Annotated in this window: 16 protein-coding genes; 8 read left to right on the top strand and 8 right to left on the bottom strand. The window is 64.9% G+C overall.

Going from position 1 to position 19,537, the window contains the following annotated elements:
- Window positions 1-50: 50 nt before the first annotated feature.
- From VPH47_RS18670 to VPH47_RS18635, 8 genes are all read left to right on the top strand, one after another.
- Window positions 51-416: a DUF4398 domain-containing protein gene (locus VPH47_RS18670; protein ID WP_005415160.1), complete on the top strand. Its 366-nt coding sequence runs from the start codon at window positions 51-53 to the stop codon at window positions 414-416.
- Window positions 413-1,297: a hypothetical protein gene (locus tag VPH47_RS18665; RefSeq protein WP_164162109.1), complete on the top strand. Its 885-nt coding sequence runs from the start codon at window positions 413-415 to the stop codon at window positions 1,295-1,297. The genes VPH47_RS18670 and VPH47_RS18665 overlap by 4 nt, the downstream gene beginning before the upstream one ends.
- Window positions 1,298-1,621: 324 nt before the next feature.
- Entirely contained in the window at window positions 1,622-1,858 is a 237-nt protein-coding gene (locus VPH47_RS18660) for a YdcH family protein (protein ID WP_005407964.1), read from the top strand.
- Between the two features lie 300 nt (window positions 1,859-2,158).
- Complete coding sequence (locus VPH47_RS18655) at window positions 2,159-3,529, top strand: pyridoxal-phosphate dependent enzyme (protein ID WP_110710963.1); 1,371 nt, start codon at window positions 2,159-2,161, stop codon at window positions 3,527-3,529.
- Between the two features lie 123 nt (window positions 3,530-3,652).
- Window positions 3,653-4,837: a cystathionine gamma-synthase gene (locus VPH47_RS18650; protein WP_368851459.1), complete on the top strand. Its 1,185-nt coding sequence runs from the start codon at window positions 3,653-3,655 to the stop codon at window positions 4,835-4,837.
- Window positions 4,837-5,631, top strand: coding sequence for an ABC transporter permease (locus tag VPH47_RS18645; protein ID WP_010480643.1), 795 nt, complete (start codon window positions 4,837-4,839; stop codon window positions 5,629-5,631). The genes VPH47_RS18650 and VPH47_RS18645 overlap by 1 nt, the downstream gene beginning before the upstream one ends.
- On the top strand, window positions 5,621-6,976 hold the full coding sequence (locus VPH47_RS18640) for an ABC transporter ATP-binding protein (protein WP_368851458.1): 1,356 nt from the start codon (window positions 5,621-5,623) through the stop codon (window positions 6,974-6,976). The genes VPH47_RS18645 and VPH47_RS18640 overlap by 11 nt, the downstream gene beginning before the upstream one ends.
- Entirely contained in the window at window positions 6,976-10,392 is a 3,417-nt protein-coding gene (locus VPH47_RS18635; protein WP_368851457.1) for a glycosyltransferase, read from the top strand. Before VPH47_RS18640 ends, VPH47_RS18635 begins: the two co-directional genes overlap by 1 nt.
- Before the next feature lie 601 nt (window positions 10,393-10,993).
- Here the strand turns inward: VPH47_RS18635 and VPH47_RS18630 are convergent.
- From VPH47_RS18630 to VPH47_RS18595, 8 genes are read right to left on the bottom strand one after another with little or no spacing between them, the layout of a single operon-like run.
- Window positions 10,994-12,907 carry a hypothetical protein gene (locus VPH47_RS18630; protein ID WP_368851456.1) on the bottom strand — a complete coding sequence of 638 codons (1,914 nt, stop codon included), beginning with the start codon at window positions 12,905-12,907 and terminating at the stop codon, window positions 10,994-10,996.
- Window positions 12,904-14,037 carry a dTDP-4-amino-4,6-dideoxygalactose transaminase gene (rffA, locus tag VPH47_RS18625; protein ID WP_368851454.1) on the bottom strand — a complete coding sequence of 378 codons (1,134 nt, stop codon included), beginning with the start codon at window positions 14,035-14,037 and terminating at the stop codon, window positions 12,904-12,906. Before rffA ends, VPH47_RS18630 begins: the two co-directional genes overlap by 4 nt.
- Window positions 14,038-14,067: 30 nt before the next feature.
- The gene (locus VPH47_RS18620) at window positions 14,068-14,694 is read right to left on the bottom strand and encodes a class I SAM-dependent methyltransferase (protein ID WP_368851453.1); all 627 of its coding nucleotides are present in this window, start codon (window positions 14,692-14,694) and stop codon (window positions 14,068-14,070) included.
- A 3-nt stretch (window positions 14,695-14,697) separates the two neighbouring features.
- Window positions 14,698-15,063, bottom strand: coding sequence for an EamA family transporter (locus VPH47_RS18615; protein WP_010480655.1), 366 nt, complete (start codon window positions 15,061-15,063; stop codon window positions 14,698-14,700).
- A 4-nt stretch (window positions 15,064-15,067) separates the two neighbouring features.
- On the bottom strand, window positions 15,068-16,291 hold the full coding sequence (locus tag VPH47_RS18610; protein WP_368851452.1) for an acyl-CoA reductase: 1,224 nt from the start codon (window positions 16,289-16,291) through the stop codon (window positions 15,068-15,070).
- Window positions 16,288-17,394 (bottom strand): acyl-protein synthetase, encoded by a 1,107-nt coding sequence (locus VPH47_RS18605; protein WP_368851451.1) that lies wholly within the window; start codon window positions 17,392-17,394, stop codon window positions 16,288-16,290. Before VPH47_RS18605 ends, VPH47_RS18610 begins: the two co-directional genes overlap by 4 nt.
- Complete coding sequence (locus VPH47_RS18600; protein ID WP_368851450.1) at window positions 17,391-18,791, bottom strand: AMP-binding protein; 1,401 nt, start codon at window positions 18,789-18,791, stop codon at window positions 17,391-17,393. Before VPH47_RS18600 ends, VPH47_RS18605 begins: the two co-directional genes overlap by 4 nt.
- On the bottom strand, window positions 18,792-19,535 hold the full coding sequence (locus VPH47_RS18595) for an SDR family NAD(P)-dependent oxidoreductase (RefSeq protein ID WP_368851449.1): 744 nt from the start codon (window positions 19,533-19,535) through the stop codon (window positions 18,792-18,794).
- Window positions 19,536-19,537 lie beyond the last annotated feature (2 nt).

Below are 19,537 nucleotides of genomic sequence, written 5' to 3'. Positions count from 1 at the left end.
AACCGACAACCGGTACGGCCTCCCCAATGAAACGACTTAGCTTCGCACGAATGCGCCATGGCCTGTATGTGATGGCGTTTGCATTCGCACTGTCTGCTCCCGCCTGGGCGCAGGACGCCGCGCTGGAACTGGCGCAGGCCCGGCAGGCGGTCGACAAGGCCACCCAGGCCGATGCCGACCAGTACGCCCCGGACCTGATCGGGCTGGCCCGGCAGGGGCTGGAGCAGGCCCAGCGCGCCGCCGGTGATCGCCGCGAGCGCAAGAACGCCCCGGCGATGGCCCTGCGTGCCGCCGCCGATGCCGACCTGGCCCGCGTCCGCAGCGAGGAAGCCACCGTCACCGCGCAGCTGCAGCTGCGCCGCAACGAGGTCAACCAGCTGCAACGCCAGCTGTCGACCGGGGAGGACCGCCGGTGAAGCCGATGACCGCCGCAACCCTGGCTGCGCTGCTGGCGCTGCCGACCCTGGCCATGGCCGCCGACAACCCGATGGTGGCGCAGCTGAGCCAGCGTCTGATGGCCATCCAGGCCAATCCCGACACGGCTGAGCTGGGCGCCTTCGAGCGCATGCAGGCCCAGCAGGCCATTGCCACCCTGGACAAGGCCAAGCGCCGTGACCAGGAACTGGCCACCTACCTGGCCGAGCGCCGGGTGGAGATTGCCGAGACCGCCGTGCGTACCGCACTGGCCGCGCGTGAGGTCGATCGTCTCGAACGCACCCGCAGCGACCTGCTGATCGAGGCCAGCCGCCGCGATGCCGCCCGTGCCCGCCAGGAGGCCGAGCAACTGCGCATGCAGGCGCAGATGCAGGCCGAGGAGGCTGAGCGCCTGCGCCAGGCCGCCGAGGCCGAGACCCTGGCCCGGCAGGACGCCGAGAACGCCCTGACCAGTGTGGCTGGCAAGCAGCAGCAGCGCCTCAGCGCCGCCCAGCAGAACGCCGCCAAGCTGGCCCGCGAGGAAGCCGAGCTGGTGTCCGGGCAGAAGCTGCCGGGCTCGAAGTTCGATGGCCGTGGCGAGGTCTTCACCTTCAGTGGTGACGCATTCGCCGCCGGCGCCTCCAGCCTGTCCGGTGGCGCCCGCAACCAGGCCAAGGCACTGGCCGAGTACCTGAACATCGGCAAGAAGGGCCGCCTGCGCATCGAGGCCTACGACAGTGCCAACGGCGTCGGCCAGAAACGCGCCGAAGCGCTGCGCGACGCCCTGGTCGCGGCCGGTGTCGCCAGCAACCGGATCCAGCTCAGCGGCAAGAAGGCGGCGTCCACCCGGGCACGCTCGGCCGAGGTCATCATCGCCCCGTAATTGCTTGATATTGTTTGTTTTTCGTTGCGATGAGCATTCAGCCTGAACCCCGCCCCGGCGGGGTTCGGTCTTTTTGCCGCAGGGGTCTTGTACCCCGCCTTGAGCAGGCGTAGGGTCAATCGTCCGGGACGCAATGCCGCGGACCGGACGATGGGAGGGCCGGGCCGATGCAAACAGGGCGCGAACCGCAGCAGATCGACGTGCGCAGGCCAGTGCCGCAGGTCGTTGCAGGCGTCCAGGTGGGCATCGACCGGCGCTCCTCCATGAACAACGCCCCGTGCCTTGCGGCCGGGGCGTTCGTGTATCTGTCGAAGGAGGTCCATCATGTTTGAAGATCAGCCCCAGAGCGAGATCGACGCCCGTCGCGCGCGTGATCCGGAGTTCAGGGCACTCCATGACCAGCACCGCAAGTTGAACAAGAAGTGCATGGACGCGGAGTTGGGTGTACTCCCGATCGATGATGTCACCCTGGGTCGCATGAAGCGCGAGAAGCTGCTGGCCAAGCAACGACTTCTGCGAATGTACGAAACACCGCTCCCAACGACGTCCCCCACGCTTTGACGCACCCCGTCGCGCCCGGAACGGCGTGACCCGGCCATCGATGGCCCCGCCGGGCGCTCCTGCCCCGGCATCGCGGCACCGCCGATGAGGCGGCCGCGCCAAGGCACCACAAGCGGTGGTGCCTTGGCCTGCAGGCACAGCTCACCGATGCGGGCGGTACCGGTCTCCTCGTCGATCCGGGGCCGTCCGCATCTCTTTTTTACGGTGGATGGGCTGCGGCCCTGCCGACCTGACTTTCATCGCCATCCGTCGGATAATCATCGGTCCGGCCCTGTGTGGCGCGAACCGAAAGTCCTCCGAATGCCCATCCATTCTTCCGTCCTCGAACTCATCGGCCAGACCCCGATCGTCAAGGCCCAGCGCCTGGACACCGGCGTCTGCGAGCTCTACCTGAAGCTGGAGAGCGCCAACCCGGGCGGATCGATCAAGGATCGCATCGGCCTGTCGATGATCGAGGCGGCGGAGCAGCGCGGCGACCTGAAGCCGGGCGCCACCCTGGTTGAAGGTACCGCCGGCAACACCGGTCTGGGCCTCGCCCTGGTGGCCCAGCAGAAGGGCTACAAGCTGATCCTGGTCGTTCCCGACAAGATGAGCCGCGAGAAGATCTTCAACCTGAAGGCGATGGGCGCCGAAGTGCGCCTGACCCGCTCGGACGTGGCCAAGGGCCATCCGGAGTACTACCAGGACCTGGCCAAGACCATCGCCGAGCAGACCCCGGGCGCCTACTTCATCAACCAGTTCGGCAACCCGGACAACCCGGCCGCGCATGAATTCGGTACCGGCCCGGAAATCCTCGAACAGATGGGCGGTGACCTCGACGCCATCGTGTTCGGCTGTGGCAGTTCCGGCACCATGACCGGCCTGTCGCGTGCCTTCGCCAAGCTGTCGCCGAAGACCGAACTGGTGCTGGCCGATCCGGTCGGTTCGATCCTGGCCGAGTACATCAACGACGGCAATCTGAACGACAAGTCGGGCAGCTGGCTGGTGGAAGGCATCGGCGAGGACTTCCTGCCGTCGATTTCCGATTTCAGCCGCGTCAAGAAGGCTTATGCCATCAGCGATGCCGAGAGCTTCCACACCGCACGCGAACTGCTGGGCAAGGAAGGCATCCTGGGTGGCTCGTCCACCGGCACCCTGCTGGCCGCCGGCCTGAAGTACTGCAGGGAGCAGACCACGCCGAAGAAGGTGCTGGTGCTGGTGCCGGACACCGGCAACAAGTACCTGTCGAAGATGTACAACGACTACTGGATGCTGGACAACGGTTTCCTGCAGCGCCCGCAGCACGGCGACCTGCGCGACCTGATCCTGCGTCCGTACGGCCAGCGCGACACCGTGGTGATCGGTCCGAACGACCTGCTGACCACCGCCTACCAGCGCATGAAGCTGTACGACGTGTCGCAGCTGCCGGTGATGGACGGCGAGCAGCTCGTCGGCATCGTCGACGAGAGCGACGTGCTGCTGCACGTCTATGGTGATGAGGCACGCTTCCGCGACACCGTCGCCACCGCGATGGTCAGCAAGCTGGACCGGCTGGACGTGAAGTCGCCGATCGAGGCGCTGCTGCCGGTGTTCGACCGCGGCCAGGTGGCGATCGTGATGGACGGAGACACTTTCCTGGGCCTGATCACCCGCATCGACCTGCTGAACTATCTGCGCCGTCGCGTGCAGTAAGCCGCTGATCGCTGCAGATCACCGCTGAATTCCGGTTTATTTGCGTCAAAGCTCGTTAAGGCTGCGCTGATAGACTCCCGATCCTTTGACGGCGCCGCACGCCGGCGCCATTCAGGAAACGACATGTCCAACACCTCCTCGCCCGACCGTGCGCTGGCCCTCGCCACGCTGGCCATCCACGGCGGCCAGTCGCCCGACCCCAGCACCGGCGCGGTGATGCCGCCGATCTACGCCACCTCGACCTATGCACAGTCCAGCCCGGGCGAGCACCAGGGCTTCGAGTACTCGCGCACCCACAACCCGACCCGCTTCGCCTATGAGCGTTGCGTGGCGTCGCTGGAAGGCGGCACCCGCGGCTTTGCCTTCGCCTCGGGCATGGCGGCCAGCTCGACCGTGATCGAGCTGCTGGACGCCGGCAGCCACGTGGTGGCGATGGACGACATCTACGGCGGCAGCTTCCGCCTGTTCGAGCGCGTGCGTCGCCGCACCGCCGGGCTGGATTTCAGCTTCGTCGACCTGACCGATCTGGCCGCGTTCGAGGCATCCATCACGTCGAAGACGAAGATGGTGTGGATCGAGACCCCGACCAACCCGATGCTGAAGATCGTCGACATCGCCGCGGTCGCTGCCATCGCCAAGCGCCATGGCCTGATCGTGGTGGTCGACAACACCTTCGCCTCGCCGATGCTGCAGCGTCCGCTGGAACTGGGTGCGGACCTGGTCCTGCATTCGGCCACCAAGTACCTCAACGGCCATTCGGACATGGTGGGCGGCATGGTCGTGGTCGGCGACAACGCTGAACTGGCCGAGCAGATGGCCTTCCTGCAGAACTCGGTGGGTGGCGTGCAGGGCCCGTTCGACAGCTTCCTGGCCCTGCGTGGCCTGAAGACCCTGCCGCTGCGCATGAAGGCGCACTGCGCCAATGCGCTGGCCCTGGCGCAGTGGCTGGAGAAGCACCCGGCCGTGGAAAAGGTGATCTACCCGGGCCTGCCGTCGCACCCGCAGCATGAGCTGGCCGGCAAGCAGATGGCCGGTTACGGCGGCATCGTTTCGATCGTGCTCAAGGGCGGTTTCGAGGCGGCCAAGCGCTTCTGCGAGAAGACCGAACTGTTCACCCTGGCCGAGTCGCTGGGCGGCGTGGAAAGCCTGGTCAACCACCCGGCAGTGATGACGCATGCCTCGATTCCGGTCGCGCGGCGGGAGCAGCTGGGCATCAGCGATGCGCTGGTAAGGCTGAGCGTGGGTGTTGAAGAGTTGGGGGATCTGCAGGTGGATCTGGAACGGGCGCTGGTGCAGCAGGCCGGCTGATGGGAATCCTCTCGGTTTTCGGCAAGCATCGTTCGCTGACGTTCGAACTGAGCCAGCGCGAAGTGCTGGGCCGCTATCGTGGCGCCAGTTTCGGCCTGCTGTGGTCGTTGATCAGCCCATTCCTGATGCTGCTGGTCTACACCCTGGCCTTCGGCTTCGTGATGAAAGGCCGCTGGCCGGGATCGACAGGATCGACCACCGACTTCGCACTGATCCTGTTCGCGGGACTGACCGTGCACGGGTTCTTCGCTGAGTGTTTCACCCGTGCGCCGCAGCTGATCGTAGCCAACACCGGCTACGTCAAGCGGGTGGTGTTCCCGCTGGACATCCTGGTGTGGAGCATGACCTTCTCGGCGCTGTTCCACCTGTTGATGAACATGGTGGTGCTGCTGCTGCTGCAGCTGGCGATCAAGGGCAGTATCCCAGCCACGGCCATCCTGCTGCCGGTGGTGGTCATCCCGCTGGTGATCCTTACCGCCGGCGTGGGCTGGATCGTCTCGTCGCTGGGCGTATACCTGCGTGACATCGGCCAGTTCGCCGGGGTGATGGCGGCGGCGATGCTGTTCCTGTCCTCCGCCATCGTGCCGGTTGAATCGGTGCCGGAAAGCTATCGCATCGTGTTCGAGCTGAACCCCCTGACATTCATCATCGACCAGGTACGCGAAGTGGTGATCTGGGGCCGCCTGCCCGACTGGGCCGGCCTTGGTGTCTACACCCTGATCGCGTGTGCGGTGGCTCTGCTGGGCCATCGCATGTTCAACAAGCTGCGCGTGGGGTTTGCCGATGTCCTCTGAGCTGACCGACGGCGACATCGTCATCGACGTGCAGGGCGTGGGCAAGTCGTACCACATGTACGAACGTCCCTCGCACCGCCTGTTGCAGGCCCTGGCCGGCAAGCGCAAATCCTTCTACAAGGATTTCTGGGCGCTGCGCGGCGTCAGTTTCTCGATCCGCCGTGGGCAGACGGTGGGCATTGTCGGTCGCAACGGCTCGGGCAAGTCCACCCTGCTGCAGATGATCGCCGGTACCCTCAACCCGACCGAAGGCCGCATCTCAGTCAAAGGGCGGGTTGCGGCCCTGCTTGAGCTGGGCAGTGGCTTCAATCCGGAATTCACCGGGCGCGAGAATGTGTACCTGAATGCCACGATCCTCGGCCTGACCCGGCCGCAGATCGAAGCGCGCATGGACAGCATCCTGGCTTTCGCCGACATCGGTGAATTCATCGACCAGCCGGTGCGCAGCTACTCCAGCGGCATGTCGGTGCGCCTGGCCTTTGCCGTGATTGCCCATGTCGATGCCGACATCCTGATCATCGACGAGGCACTGGCCGTAGGTGACGCCTTCTTCTCGCAGAAGTGCATGCGCTTCCTGCGCGAGTTCCAGAAAAACGGAACGCTGCTGTTTGTCAGCCATGACGCGGCCGCGGTGACCAATCTGTGCGAAAGCGCTGTGTGGCTGCAGCACGGCCAGATGCGCCTGTCGGGCACGTCGCAGGAAGTGATCGAAGCGTACATGACCGAGCAGCACGTGGTAGGCCGTCGCGAGGCGGGCGCGGACGACGTGGTGGTCGAAAAGAAGCAACGACGCCTGGCCACCGATGCGCCGGACTTCCGCCTTGAGGCGCTGCAGGCCGCTGGTGCCAGCAACCGCATCGCGTTGTTCCAGTTCGATCCGGACAATGTCGGACAGGAATTTGGTGCCCAGGGTGCGCGCATCGTCGATGTGGCGCTGAACGATGAGGAGGGGGCGCCGCTGGGCATGGCCGAGGGCGGCGAGCTGGTCCGCCTGCGCATCCGTGTCGAGCTGATGCAGCCGCTGGACAGCCTGATCGTCGGCTTCTACGTCAAGGATCGCCTGGGGCAGCGCCTGTTCGGCGACAACAGCTACTTCGCCTGCAAGGACAGCCCGGTGGGCGGCCAGGCAGGTGAGAGCATCGTGGCTTCGTTCCTGTTCCGCATGCCGGTGATGCCGTCCGGCTCCTACATGATCGATGCTGCGGTGGCCTCCGGCGACCAGCACGATCACACCCAGCAGCACTGGATCCACGACGCGCTGGAGTTCCGCGCGATCGACGAGACGATGCGCTTCGGCCTGGTGGGTCTGCCCATGCTGGCCATCGATGTCACCAAGGAATCCTGATGATCGAGTTCACCGGCGAACGTTTCGTCCCCACCGAACAGGGTGTCATCCGCCAGGAACACTTGCACCGGTACGCGTGGTGCCTGCCCCTGGTGGAAGGCAAGGACGTGCTGGATGTGGCCAGCGGTGAAGGCTATGGCAGCGCGATGCTGGCCAGTCGCGCGCGTTCGGTCAGGGGCGTGGACATTTCCCACGATGCCGTTGCGCACGCTGCGGAGCGCTACGCCGACCGCACCAACCTGCAGTACCTGCAGGGGTCCGCTGCAGCGATTCCGCTGCCCGACGACAGTGTTGACGTCGTGATCTCGTTCGAGACGATCGAACACCTGTACGAGCAGGAAGAGATGATGTCCGAGATCCGCCGCGTGCTGCGGCCGGATGGCGTGATGATCATGTCCTCCCCGAACAAGGAGGTCTACTCCGACCGCGCTGGCTACCACAACGAGTACCACGTGAAGGAGCTGTACCTGGGCGAGTTCCAGGCATTGGTCTCGCGGCATTTTCCTGCCTCGCGCCTGTGCGGGCACCGCATGTCGGTCTGTTCGACCATCACCCTGCTCGATGACGGCCCGGCACAGCCGGTGTACCAGGCGTTGACCGATACCGGCGAAGGCGTGCAGGAGCGTGCTGCCGTCATCCCCGATGCGGTCTACTTCGTGGTTGTGGCGGCGGCCGATGCCTCGCTGCTGCCGCAGTTGCCCGCGTCCATCCTGTATACCGAAGCCGAAGATCTCTACGCCCATCACCATGAAGTCGCGCGCTGGGCGCAGGCACAGGATGCTGAAATCGGTGAGCTGCGCGGCCATGTGGTACGCGAGCAGGGCGTGGTGGCCGAACTGCATGGCCAGCTTGATGCGGCGCGCGAGCAGCAGCAAGCGCAGCAGGATGCGGCGCGTGAGCGGCAACAAGCGCAGCAGGATGCACTGGCTGTCGAGAAGGCCAGGGCCGACCGCCTGGAAAAGGCGATGGCCAAAATCTGGGACGCACGCGCGCACCTGCAGCAGCAGATCAACACCATCTCCGGCCTGACCGATGCCGCGCGCAGTGCCCTGCAGCAGCAGCATGCGCAGATCGAGCAGCTGATGCAGCGTTCCGGTGTCGCCCAGCCGGCAGCGGCAGCGGTAGGGGGGCTGACCGCGGGAGGAGAGCCGAAGGACGTCTCAGCGGTACTGGAGTCGTATCGAGCCGAGCTCGAGTCGCTGCAGGCCTTGACTGCCTCGCTGATCGCTTCCCGCTCCTGGCGCATCACCAAGCCGATCCGCTTCGCGGGCCGTGTGCTGCGAGGCGAGTGGCACGCGGTGTTGCAGTCATTGCGCAACTCCGGGTTGGCTCGCCATCCCTTGATGAAGCCCTTCGTTCCAATGGCTAAACGCATGCTGCTGAGCCAGGTCGCAGCGCTTCCTGCGCCGCTGGATGGGCTGCTGCTGGAGGAAGTCCGCCGCGACCCGCTGGCGGTGCAGCAGGGACTGCGCTTTGCCGAAGCCGCGGATCCGATCGTCAGCATCGTCATACCCACCTACGGCAACTACGAGCAGAGTCTGGCCTGCGTGGCCTCGATCGCGCGCGTGGGAGCACGCGTTTCGTTTGAGGTGCTGGTATTGGAGGATGCTTCCGGCGATGCACGGATCGATGCGCTGGGCAGCATTCCGGGCCTGCGCTATCACGCCAATCCAAAGAACCTCGGTTTCCTGCGCTCCTGCAACCAGGCGTTGACGTTGGCCAAGGGCCGTTACGTCTACCTGCTCAACAACGACACCGAAGTGCGGCCGGGCTGGCTGGATGCCTTGGTGGATGTGTTCCAGTCGCATCCGGATGCCGGCCTGGTGGGCTCCAAACTGGTCTACCCGGATGGCCGCCTGCAGGAAGCCGGTGGCATCGTCTGGTCAGATGGCAGCGCGTGGAATTTCGGGCGCCTGCAGGATCCAACCCTGCCGGCCTATAGCTATCTGAAGGAGGCCGACTACATTTCCGGTGCCTCGATCATGCTGCCGATGCGGCTGTTCCAGGAGCTCGGTGGCTTCGACGAGCATTTTGCCCCTGCCTACTACGAAGACACTGATATCGCCTTCCGTGTGCGCGAGCGCGGGTTGAAGGTCTACATGCAGCCGGCGTCGGTCGTGGTGCATTACGAAGGCGTATCCAGCGGCACCGATGAGGGTAGTGGGGTCAAGGCATGGCAGGCGGTCAACCGTGACAAGTTCCTCGGACGCTGGATGCCGACCCTGGAGCAGGGCCAGTTCGCCAATGGCGAGCATGTGTTCCTGGCGCGGGACCGTTCACGCAACAAGCGCCACGTGCTGGTGGTGGACCACTATATTCCGCAGCCTGACCGCGATGCCGGCTCGCGTGCGACCTGCCAGGTGATGCATACCCTGCTGGAAGAGGGATGCCAGGTATCCTTCTGGCCCGCCAATGCTTACTACGATGACCAGTACGCACCGCCACTGCAGCGCAAGGGCATTGAAGTGATGTATGGGGGGAGCTGCGTTGGCGCGGCTGGGTTCGAGGCCTGGATGGCCGCCAACGGCCAGTATCTGGACGTGGTCATCCTCAACCGGCCACATGTGTCGGCTGAGCTGATAGCCAGCGTACGCCGCCATAGCAAGGCCACTCTCGTTTATTACGGACACGACATCCATCACCTGCGCATGCAGCAGCAGTTGCAGTTGCAGCCGGACGACGATCTGGCACGTGAGGCCGTGCGCTTCCGTGATTTCGAGTACGCCCTCTGGCAGCAGGCAGACGTGGTGCTGTATCCGTCCACGGACGAAACCGCCCATGTGCGTGCGTGGCTGGCCAGCCATGCGCCGTCGGCCGGGACCCGCGCCGAGACCATTCCGCTGTACGCCTATGAGCCTGTTGCCGATGCCGATGTGCCGGGCCCGGAGCAACGCCACGACATCCTGTTCGTGGCCGGCTTCGCGCATGCGCCCAATGTCGACGCGGCACAGTGGTTTGTCAGCGAAGTGCTGCCCCGGGTACAGGCACAGGTGCCGTCGGTCCGGTTGAGCCTGGTTGGCTCCAACCCGCGCCCGGAAATCCAGGCAATGGCGTCGGATCGCATCAACGTGACCGGATACGTCAGTGACGAAGTGCTGGCCGGTTGGTACAGGCGTTCACGTGTGGCCGTTGCACCGTTGCGTTTCGGCGGAGGGGTCAAGGGCAAGGTATTGGAAAGCCTGCGCAATGGCCTGCCGTGCGTGACCACTTCGATTGGCATGCAGGGCCTGGGCGATGCATCGGCATTCATGCCCACCGCTGAGGACGCTGAAGGCATGGCTGTGCAGATCGTGTCGTTGCTGGGCGATGACGCGCGGTGGCAGCAGGTGTCTGATGGCGGGCGGGCATTCATTGCGCAGCATTACTCCGATGACGCGCTGCGGCGAATTCTGATCGACGCCGTTGCTGCACACTGAGGCACCGTTCCGTCCCCGCCCGCACTGACGCTGGCGGGGACGAGGCCGACCGCCGTCGCGCCGGAGACATCGGAACAACGTCCGAGGCGCTGGGAATGTGGACTGCTGTGACCGACGCATCCGCTACTGTCATGAATCTGTTCCATGCCAGTCGCTGCAGACGTGCTTGTCGAACCCAACGTGCTCAAGCTGGATTGCCGCGGAGCGGCTGGCGCATCAGCCGAGATCCAGGTGGAGTAAGTCCGAGGTTCCGACCGCCGCCTTCGTGTGGATTACTGTTGGCAGCCTGACGCGGACACCCAGGGTCCGGGTGGTGAGGTATCCGATCTATCGGATCCACATCATGGTGGCAGTCTGGTTCGTCTGTGCCTCTGGATTTACCCGCCCGTTCGCGATCTTCTTCCTACCAGCGTTCACTGGCCACGGTCGCGCTGTCCTGGCTGATCGTCGTATTGATTGATCGCCCCTTGTCGCGCCTGAAGCGCAAGCTGCCTGCGCACGTGGTTGAGGCGCGCTGAGAAAGAGCAGCAGCATCAGCAAGGCTGAAGAAAGCCGGTGCGGTGAAGTCCGCACCGGCTTCTTTCGGGCTGGTGTTCTGGGCTCAGTGTGTTGTGGAGCCGGCTGTGCAGGGGGGCAGATCGAGCTGCTGCTGGGCCAGGACACCTTGGCTGTCCGAGCGGACCAACGACAGCACCGAGTGATCGGGGATTGCATGCTCCACGGTCAGCGTCGGGTCCGTCGGAGCGGTGCTGGCCAGCAGCGTGCGTTGCGCACCGATCGAATCGACCCACAACTGGGCGCCGAACGGTGCCAGGTCACGGGTGTCCAGATGGATGCGAACCGGTTGCGCTGCGGAGGTGCCACCGGCACAGCTTCCGGAAAGCGGCTCTGCCAGCAGCGAGGCCTTCACGGGCGCGCCTGCGATTCGATGATCGAAGTGCTGCTCCTGTACTGCCCCGGGACCAAAACCCGGCACCGTTGCCAGTGACGGATACAGGCGGTTCCGGATCTGGAAACGGTTGGAGAAGATATTCAGTTGCTTGTCCACCAGTAGTGAGATCAACTTGACCCGTTCCTCCTCGGGGTAACTGCACACCGTCATGATGTCGGGGCAGGCGGTTGGCGGCGTGCGCGGATCGGTGGCCAGGCGCTGCATGGCCAGGGCGGTGTTCTGCCAGTACGGGATCAGGTAGTGCGGCAAATTCCAGTTGTAGCGGGACGCCTGCCACTGCACGGCCAGCAGGCCGGCGGCCAGCAGCAGGATGGCACCCTGCTCGACGAACCGGGTCTTGGGTGATGTGTGCGCCGAGACCGGCGCGGATGCATCGGAACGGGTCAGCCGGTAGTGGAACATCATAGCGATGGCGACCAGATTGATCTGATAGGACATCACATAGCGCGGCTGATGCAGGTAGTTCCAGTCGAATGCCGGCACACGGCTGAGGATGATGCCGGCGGTCAATGCATACGCGAGCAGCATCAGGAACGTGGCCATTGCCAGTGTCCGGTTGTAGGTACGCTTGTGCCAGGCACCGAATACGGTCACCCAGAAGAACACCTGCAGGGCAAAGACGCTGCCGGCGCAGACCAGGACGGCTGTCTGCGTGGCCTTGGGGAATCGAGCCGACAACAGTTCCAGATGGATCAGGCCATCGGAGAACGGAATCAGCAACCCCTTCAGCGCGTCGGTGGTCAACAGCGATTCGGCAAGGCCACGGGTAGGCAGCATGGTTGCCTCTGTGCCTGCCCGCATGGCAGCCCACCACAGGAAGCCCCGGACCAGGATCAGGGCGACCACCGCAGCAATGAGGGCGATTGCCTTGTCGCGCCGTGAGACGGTCAGCAGCGGCATGCAGGCGAGCGCAGTTGCGATCACCAGAACAAGCGCGATCTCGTCGGTACACAGCCCCAGCAACAGCGTTGCAGCGAACACGAGCCACGGCCGGGCCTGCTGCAGCTGGGTCATCACGAGCGAGAAATACAACGCACCCAGCAGCAGTGGGATGTATCCAAGCGTCGCCAGCGGCCAGGTGAAGATGTTGGAGCTGTTGAGCGACAGGCCCAGCGCGAAGACCAGGCCGATGCACAACCAGGCGTACGCATTGCGCATCGGGCTGGCCAGTGCATGGCGTGGCATTTCACGTGCCACGGCACAGCACCAGGCAATACCGATGAGGATTCCGATGAGACCTTCAACACGGAAGTCCATGTCGAAGTACTTGGTGTGGAACAGCAGTACCAGTTTCTGCAGCGGTTGTGCGTGGTCGCCCGCGCCGCGCTGCATGAACAGATCCAGGAAGGTCAGCGAGCCGTCGAAGTAGCGCGGCAGGAAACTTTCCAGGAAATACCAGGCATCGGCTTGCACCAGCGGTGTAGCGACAGCGCCACTGAACAGCAGCGCATTGCAGGAGGCAGCGATTGCAAGCAGCACGCCGAACGCGCGCAGCATGAACGCGAGCGCCCCGGTGCCGGGCCGGGTCAGCTGCCTGGCGGGTGCCTTGTGGGCCTCACTCATGCGTACTGCCTCAGTGCCGCGTCGGCTGCCTCCATGACCGCCTCCAGTTGCGGTTCCACGCCAATCCACAGCGGCATGCGCACCAGGCGCTCGCTCAGGTTGTCAGTGACCTGCATCGTCGAACCGACGCGGCCATTGCTGACACCTGCAGGCGAAGAGTGCAGCGGGATATAGTGGAAGACAGCCTGCACGCCCTGCGTGCGCAGAGACTGGATGAACGCGGTGCGTGCCTCCAGCGTCGGCAGCAGCATGTAGTACATATGCGCATTGTGGGTCGTGTGCGCCGGAATGGTCGGCCGTACCAGGCGACCTGCAGCCTCATGCGGTGCTGCCCAGGCGTGGTAGCGGTCCCAGATGGCCAGGCGACGTGCGGTGATATCCTCGGCAGCGTCCATCTGGGCTGCAAGGAATGCCGCGGTAATCTCGCCGGGGAGGAAAGATGAACCCACATCCACCCAGGTGTACTTGTCGACCTGCCCACGGAAGAAGCGGCTGCGGTTGGTGCCCTTCTCACGGATGATCTCGGCACGTTCGGCGTGGGTGTGGTCGCGGCACAGCAGCGCACCACCTTCGCCGGAAATGATGTTCTTGGTCTCGTGGAAGCTCAGTGCGCCCAGGTCGCCGATGGTGCCCAGCGGGCGCCCCTTGTAGGTGGACATGATGCCTTGCGCAGCGTCTTCGACCACGGCCAGGCCGTGCCGGGAGGCGATGGCGAGAATCTCGTCCATTTCGCAAGCCACACCGGCGTAGTGCACTACGCAGATGGCCTTGGTGCGAGGCGTGATTGCCGCTTCGATCAGGGTCTCGTCGATGTTCAGCGTGTCGGCGCGGATGTCCACGAACACCGGCACCGCGCCACGAAGCACGAAGGCATTGGAGGTCGAGACAAACGTGTAGGACGGCATGATCACTTCGTCGCCGTCTTCCAGATCCAGCAGCAGAGCCGCCATTTCCAATGCGGCTGTGCACGAGTGGGTCAGCAGTGAAGCACTGGCACCGGTGCGCGCGTTGAGCCAGGCGTGGCACTGCTTGGTGAACGGGCCGTCGCCACTGAGATGGCCATTGGCGTGGGCGTGGGTGATGTTGACCAGCTCCTGGCCGGTCATGTACGGCTTGTTGAACGGAATCACTGTTGCTCCTGAACGTGACTGGGCCGCAGCTCAGCGCACGCATTCCATGATGTAGTGGGTATAGGGTACGTAGAGCATATCGCCCCTGACCCGGCCCGATACCGTCGAAAATTCGGCTTCGGCCAAGGCCCGATAGGCGTCGGGGGTGCGGATGCTCTGCCCGCGGTCACGCGCGATCAACGCGTGCGCGATGGCTGATTGGCCTTCGACATAGGTACCGTCAAGGGAGATGAAGCGGCCACCGGGCTTGAGCGCAGCGCGCGCGGTACGCATCAGTGCACGGGCGCGGTCGTCGTCGAGGTGGTGGAGAATGCCGATGGCCAGTACCAGATCGGCCTGCTGCTGCTCGCCACCGGCCAGCTGGTAGTCGGCCACGTCCATGCACTCGAAACGTGCACGTCCTTCAAAGCGCCGGCGGGCCGCCTGGATGTAGGCTTCGGAGAGATCGAAGCCGACGTAGTGCAGGCCGTCGGGCATCTGGCTGAAAAGTTCACCCGTGCCGCAGCCGATGTCCAGGATGCGGTCACCGGCACGCGGTCGTATGTGATCGCGGATCAACCGGGCGCGGGACCGGCGGGCTCCCAACAGGTTCTGCAGCAGGTCGTAGACCGCTGGGTGTGATAGCACTGCGTGCAACCCATCGGTCTTCTGCGACATGGTTCAGGCTCCGGAGCGAGACAGGACGATGACGCCCAGGATGATCAAGGCGGTGCCGGCGATCTTATGCGAGTCGAAGGACTCGCGGAAGAGCCATACCGCAAGGGTTGCCACCAGCGGGAAACTCAATGCGGTGAAGGGATAGGCCTTGCTCAGCGGCATCCGGCCGATGGCCGCCATCCAGCACAGCGAAGCGCCGAAAGCCGCCGCGAAGGCGCTGATCACCCAGGGATTGAGCAGCAGGGTGATGACCGCGCGCGGGTTCAGGCCGTCGATGGTCGCCCCGGGATTGAGGCTGACCTGCCACTTCAGCATGAGCTGGCCGTAGACGGTCAGCAGGATGGTCAGGGCAATGAAAACGTAGCTCATCGGATCAGGTCGCAGGCAGGGTGATCTTGCGGGTAAGGACATCGAGCAGGTCGGTGCCGTCCCAGACCGGATGGAAGTCCAGGGCGCGGCCGAATGGTACGACGCGGTCGATGGCACGGTTGCCGAGGCAGCACAGGAAGCCGCGCAGGTCCGAAGCCGTGAAGCCATGCTGGACAAGCGTCTGGTCGCGGTCGTCGAGCTGTGGCGCCAATGCATCCAGCGTGGGCAGCTCGATCTCCACCACCAGGCCGTGGCCGGACTGGATCTCGCGGATCCCGCCATCGGCACGCGAGGCTTCCAGGCGAAGTGGATACAGGCCGATGGCATCGGTCGCATGTACGCCATGCCCGGTGGCCGCCAGCAGGTTGGCGTCGGTCACCCGGGCCATCAGCGCTGCAGGCTCGTCGTCCAGGCTGGCGGCCTGGGCGCGTACCATCGGCCAGAAACGAGCCTTGGCCGCTGCGGTCTCTGCCTCATCACCAACCCAGTACAGGGTGCGCGGCGAAGAGCAGGCCTGCTGGCCGAACCAGAGCACGTCGTTGCAGAAGCGGTGGGCCAGTTCCTGAAGATCGGCATCGTTGGCTCCGACCAGCGTGGCTGCGCGCATGACCGCTACGCCGAACCGGTCCGGGAAGGCCAGCTCGAGAGCCAGTGGCGCGATCGGCAGTGAACGGATCTTGGCGACCGTTGCGTCGCCGCCCCAGATGATACGCGCATGGCAGTGACGGGAGATGGCCGTGGTGATCGCATCGTCATGCGGATACGTCAGCAGTACTGCGCGTTCCAGCACCTGCGGATGCAGGCCTTCATGCTGCATGTCGTGCAGGATCGAGACCAGCGCATCGCGTTGGGTGCTCTGCTTCTGCGACAGGCGGGCCACATTGGTGTTGCCTGACAGCACCGACATCAGCCAGGCATACGCGAACAGGACGTCCACGTTGGCCGGAGCCAGATGGAAGACCAGGCCGCGGGCCAGATCCAGCTCGGTCGGGCGCGTACCGATGCGCTGCGAAAGCTGGTTGACCGCGGCGCCGCGGAACCAGTGGCCAAGGGTGGCCAGCTCGGGATGCTGGCGCAGTTGCGGCAGTGTGAATACGCGGCGGGAGAAATCCGCAACGAACTCGCGCAGTGGCGCGCTGAACGGCAGCAGCGGTGGCAGTGCCGACAGGCGCGCCAGTTCAGCCTCCAGCGTGGCGTCCGGATGGATCGAGAAGAGCAGTCTGGTCATGCTTTGGGTACCGTGCGGGTATCGCTGCAGCCGCGGATTTCCACGTTCTTGATGCGGCCGAGCACGGCGAAGTGCTTGCCGGGGCGGCCGCAGGTGCAGTCGTCCTCGCCATGAATCACGCCAAGATCTTCGGTCAGCAGACTGTGGCCGGGGTAGCTTTCGGGCAGCAGGCTCAGTACCTGGATCGCACCGGTGGTGCCATGCGGCACCGGATGCAGGTCCTGCAGGTCGCGAACGATCACGTCGGCGTAGGCCGGCGCGTGCAGGTGTCCATGCTCGCATTCGAAGAAGATCGAGCCGACCTGCTCGACCATGCCGTAGTAGTTGTGAACGCGTTCGATGCCAAAGGTCTGCGACAGTGCGGCCTTGTAGGCAACATTGTCGACCTTCTGCTCGTCCATTTTCTTCCAGCCGCCGCCGTGCACCAGCATGCTGCCGGCCGGGAAGCGGATCTGCCGGCCATCACGGCGTGCTGCCTGCACGAACGACTGCCAGACGATGAAGGTGAAGCCGAACAGCAGCACCGGCTCATCTGGATGTGCCTGCAGCCATTGCTCCAGTGCAGTCCAGTCCGGTTGCAGGTCTTCGTCCAGCAGATACAGATGGTCACGGCCGAAATTGGAGAAGCCGAGGATGCCTGCGGCGCGCGCGTTGAAGCGGCTGCGATCACGCAGGAAGCTGGAGTCGTCGACCACCAGCATGCGCAGGCGCCTGCTACCCGCGAAATGGGAGAAGATGCGGGTCAGTGCGCGGGTCTGCGCGCGCGCGGTGTCGGCATCGAGGAAGATGCGGGAAACCGCAGCGCCGGTGGTGCCACTGGACACCAGTGTGCGCGACACCTTGTCGTCGTCGATGCTCTTGAGGTCCAGCAGCTTGAACATGCGTACAGGCAGCCACGGTACCTGTTCCAGGCTGGCCGCGTCGTCGGCCGGCCACAGGCCGTCGAGGATGCCGGCATACGGCGCGCACCGCGCTTGATGGTGGCGGGTCAGGCGATTGAGGCCGTCCAGCAGCCAGGCACGCTTCTGGCTGCGGTCCAGGCCGAAGACATCGACATCCAGGGCAGCGGCCGCGTTGGCAGCCGGCGTGGCAGGCAGGGTCACCTTGCAGCTCCTTGTCCGGCCATCTGCCGGAGACTCTGGTAATCCACCTTGCCGCTGGCCATCAGGGGCAGCGCATCCAGGTGGAGGGTACGGACGTGGCCACCGAACAGCTTGTAGCGTTCCTGCACCAGCTGGCGTACCTGCGCCTGCTCGGCGACCTGGGCACCGTGGCTGAAGGCCACCAGATCGTCATCGCTGCCCGAGCATACGATCTGCTGGCTCAGCACTGCCGACAGCATGGCCTCGACTTCGTCGAGGTTGACCCGGTTGCCGGAGATCTTCAGGAAGCGCTTGGCGCGTCCGGTGATGTAATGGAAACCGTCCTGGTCGACGCGGGCCAGGTCGCCGGTGTGCAGCACTCCTTTCAGCTCGTCACCCTTGGCCAGGTCGGCACGCGTGGTGGCATAGCCCATCATCACGTTCGGGCCGGAATAGACCAGTTCGCCGCTCGCGGCATCCACTTCCATGCGGCCTCCAGGAACCGGCACGCCGATGCTGCCGACCTTGTCGATGATGCGTGCAGCCGGAACATAGCTGATGCGCGGAGAGGCCTCTGTCTGGCCGTACATCACGAAGAACTCCAGGCCATGGGCCTGGCTGGATTCGGCGAAATGGGCGACCAGCTCATCGCGCAGGCGACCACCGGCCTGGGTCAGCATGCGCAGGCTGGGCAGCTGCAGGCGGGCCAGGCCCATGCGCCGCAGTATCTCGAAGGTGGCCGGAACGCCGGACAACGAGGTGATGCCATGGCGACGGGCGCTGTCCCAGAACTCGCGGGTCATCAGGCTGTCATCGCTCAGCACCACTGAGCCGCCAGCGGCAAGGTGGCTGTTGAGGATCGACATGCCGAACGAGTAAGCGAGCGGCAGCGTAGTGATCGCACGATCATCGGCACGCAGGCCCAGGTACTGGACAATGGCATTGGCATTGGTGTCCAGGCCCGTAGCGGACAATCGCACCAGTTTTGACGAGCCGGTACTGCCGGAGGTGCTCAGCAGCAGCGCCAGATCGGCGTGCGGTACCTCGTTGGCCAGGCCAGCGCCGCGCAGATGCAAGGCCAGCGCCTGGCCCTGGTGCACGGTCTGGTAGCCATCCGGCGCCGGACACGCGGCGGCGACCCAGTCAGGCTGGTAATGCGCCACCAGCGCCGCCAGCAGTTCCGGATCGGTGTCGGGTTGCAGCAGCAACGGAACCTGACGCCCGCTGCGCAGAGCGCCCAGGTAAAGCGCCACGGCCTCGGTATGGCTGGGCATGCACAGCAAACCCATGCCGCGTCTTTCGGGCAGCCGCGCGGCGTGCTGGTCGGAAAGGCGGGCGAGCGACGCGAAGTCCAGCGTCTGCCCGCCATCGATCAGCGCGATCCGCGACCCGTGTTGTTCAAGGTTCCAGAACGGCATTCAGACCACCATTTGTCCGTCGATGCCAATTACCTGCCCGGTGACATAGGCGGAAGCATCACTGAGCAGGAAGCCAACCAGTTCGGCCACCTCTGCAGGGGTGCCGGCGCGCCCCATCGCAATGGACGCGACACGCTTGGCGTGCGCGGCCTCCGGCATGCCACGCGTCATGTCGGTATCGATGAAACCCGGCGAGACCGCGTTGACGCGGATGCCGCGTGGGGCCAGTTCCTTCGAGGCCGAGCGGGTGGCGCCGACCAGTGCAGCCTTGCTGGCAGCGTACAGGCTGAGCCCGGCGGCACCATTGACACCCATGATCGAGACCAGATTGACGATGCTGCCCTTGCCGGCACGCGCCATCAGCCGCGAGGCGTACTGCATCGCCATCAGCGGTGCTTTGACGTTGACAGCCAGGACCTGGTCGATGTCCTCGGCACGGATCATGCCGAGCAGGCCCTCGTGCAGCACACCTGCATTGTTGACCAGCCCATCCAGCCGGCCGAAGCGGGCGAAGATCTGCTTGAACAGCCCCGCGATGGCATCGGCGTCGGTCAGGTCGAGCGCGGCACAGAGCGCAGCCGGCGCACCCAGCGCCTGGATCTGTGCATCCAGCCCCGCCAGTGCCTCTTCATCGCGGGCCACCAGTACCAGCTGCGCCTGCCGCGAGGCCTGCTGCAGGGCGATCTCGCGACCGATGCCGCGCGATGCTCCGGTGACCAGGATGACGGGTGCGGCGCCGGCCATGC

This window comes from Stenotrophomonas sp. WED208, from assembly GCF_040984485.1.
Taxonomy (GTDB): Bacteria; Pseudomonadota; Gammaproteobacteria; order Xanthomonadales; family Xanthomonadaceae; genus Stenotrophomonas; species Stenotrophomonas riyadhensis.
The sequence above is the reverse complement of the archived record's forward strand: the minus strand, read 5'-3'. Positions and strand labels throughout refer to the sequence as shown.

Bases quoted from the DNA above. Each gene is read 5' to 3' on its own strand.
- VPH47_RS18670 (WP_005415160.1), top strand. From the start codon at position 51: ATGCGCCATGGCCTGTATGTGATGGCGTTTGCATTCGCACTGTCTGCT.
- VPH47_RS18660 (WP_005407964.1), top strand. From the start codon at position 1,622: ATGTTTGAAGATCAGCCCCAGAGCGAGATCGACGCCCGTCGCGCGCGT.
- VPH47_RS18655 (WP_110710963.1), top strand. From the start codon at position 2,159: ATGCCCATCCATTCTTCCGTCCTCGAACTCATCGGCCAGACCCCGATC.
- VPH47_RS18650 (WP_368851459.1), top strand. From the start codon at position 3,653: ATGTCCAACACCTCCTCGCCCGACCGTGCGCTGGCCCTCGCCACGCTG.
- VPH47_RS18645 (WP_010480643.1), top strand. From the start codon at position 4,837: ATGGGAATCCTCTCGGTTTTCGGCAAGCATCGTTCGCTGACGTTCGAA.
- VPH47_RS18640 (WP_368851458.1), top strand. From the start codon at position 5,621: ATGTCCTCTGAGCTGACCGACGGCGACATCGTCATCGACGTGCAGGGC.
- VPH47_RS18635 (WP_368851457.1), top strand. From the start codon at position 6,976: ATGATCGAGTTCACCGGCGAACGTTTCGTCCCCACCGAACAGGGTGTC.
- VPH47_RS18630 (WP_368851456.1), bottom strand. From the start codon at position 12,907: ATGAGTGAGGCCCACAAGGCACCCGCCAGGCAGCTGACCCGGCCCGGC.
- VPH47_RS18620 (WP_368851453.1), bottom strand. From the start codon at position 14,694: ATGTCGCAGAAGACCGATGGGTTGCACGCAGTGCTATCACACCCAGCG.
- VPH47_RS18615 (WP_010480655.1), bottom strand. From the start codon at position 15,063: ATGAGCTACGTTTTCATTGCCCTGACCATCCTGCTGACCGTCTACGGC.
- VPH47_RS18610 (WP_368851452.1), bottom strand. From the start codon at position 16,291: ATGACCAGACTGCTCTTCTCGATCCATCCGGACGCCACGCTGGAGGCT.
- VPH47_RS18600 (WP_368851450.1), bottom strand. From the start codon at position 18,791: ATGCCGTTCTGGAACCTTGAACAACACGGGTCGCGGATCGCGCTGATC.
- VPH47_RS18595 (WP_368851449.1), bottom strand. From the start codon at position 19,535: ATGGCCGGCGCCGCACCCGTCATCCTGGTCACCGGAGCATCGCGCGGC.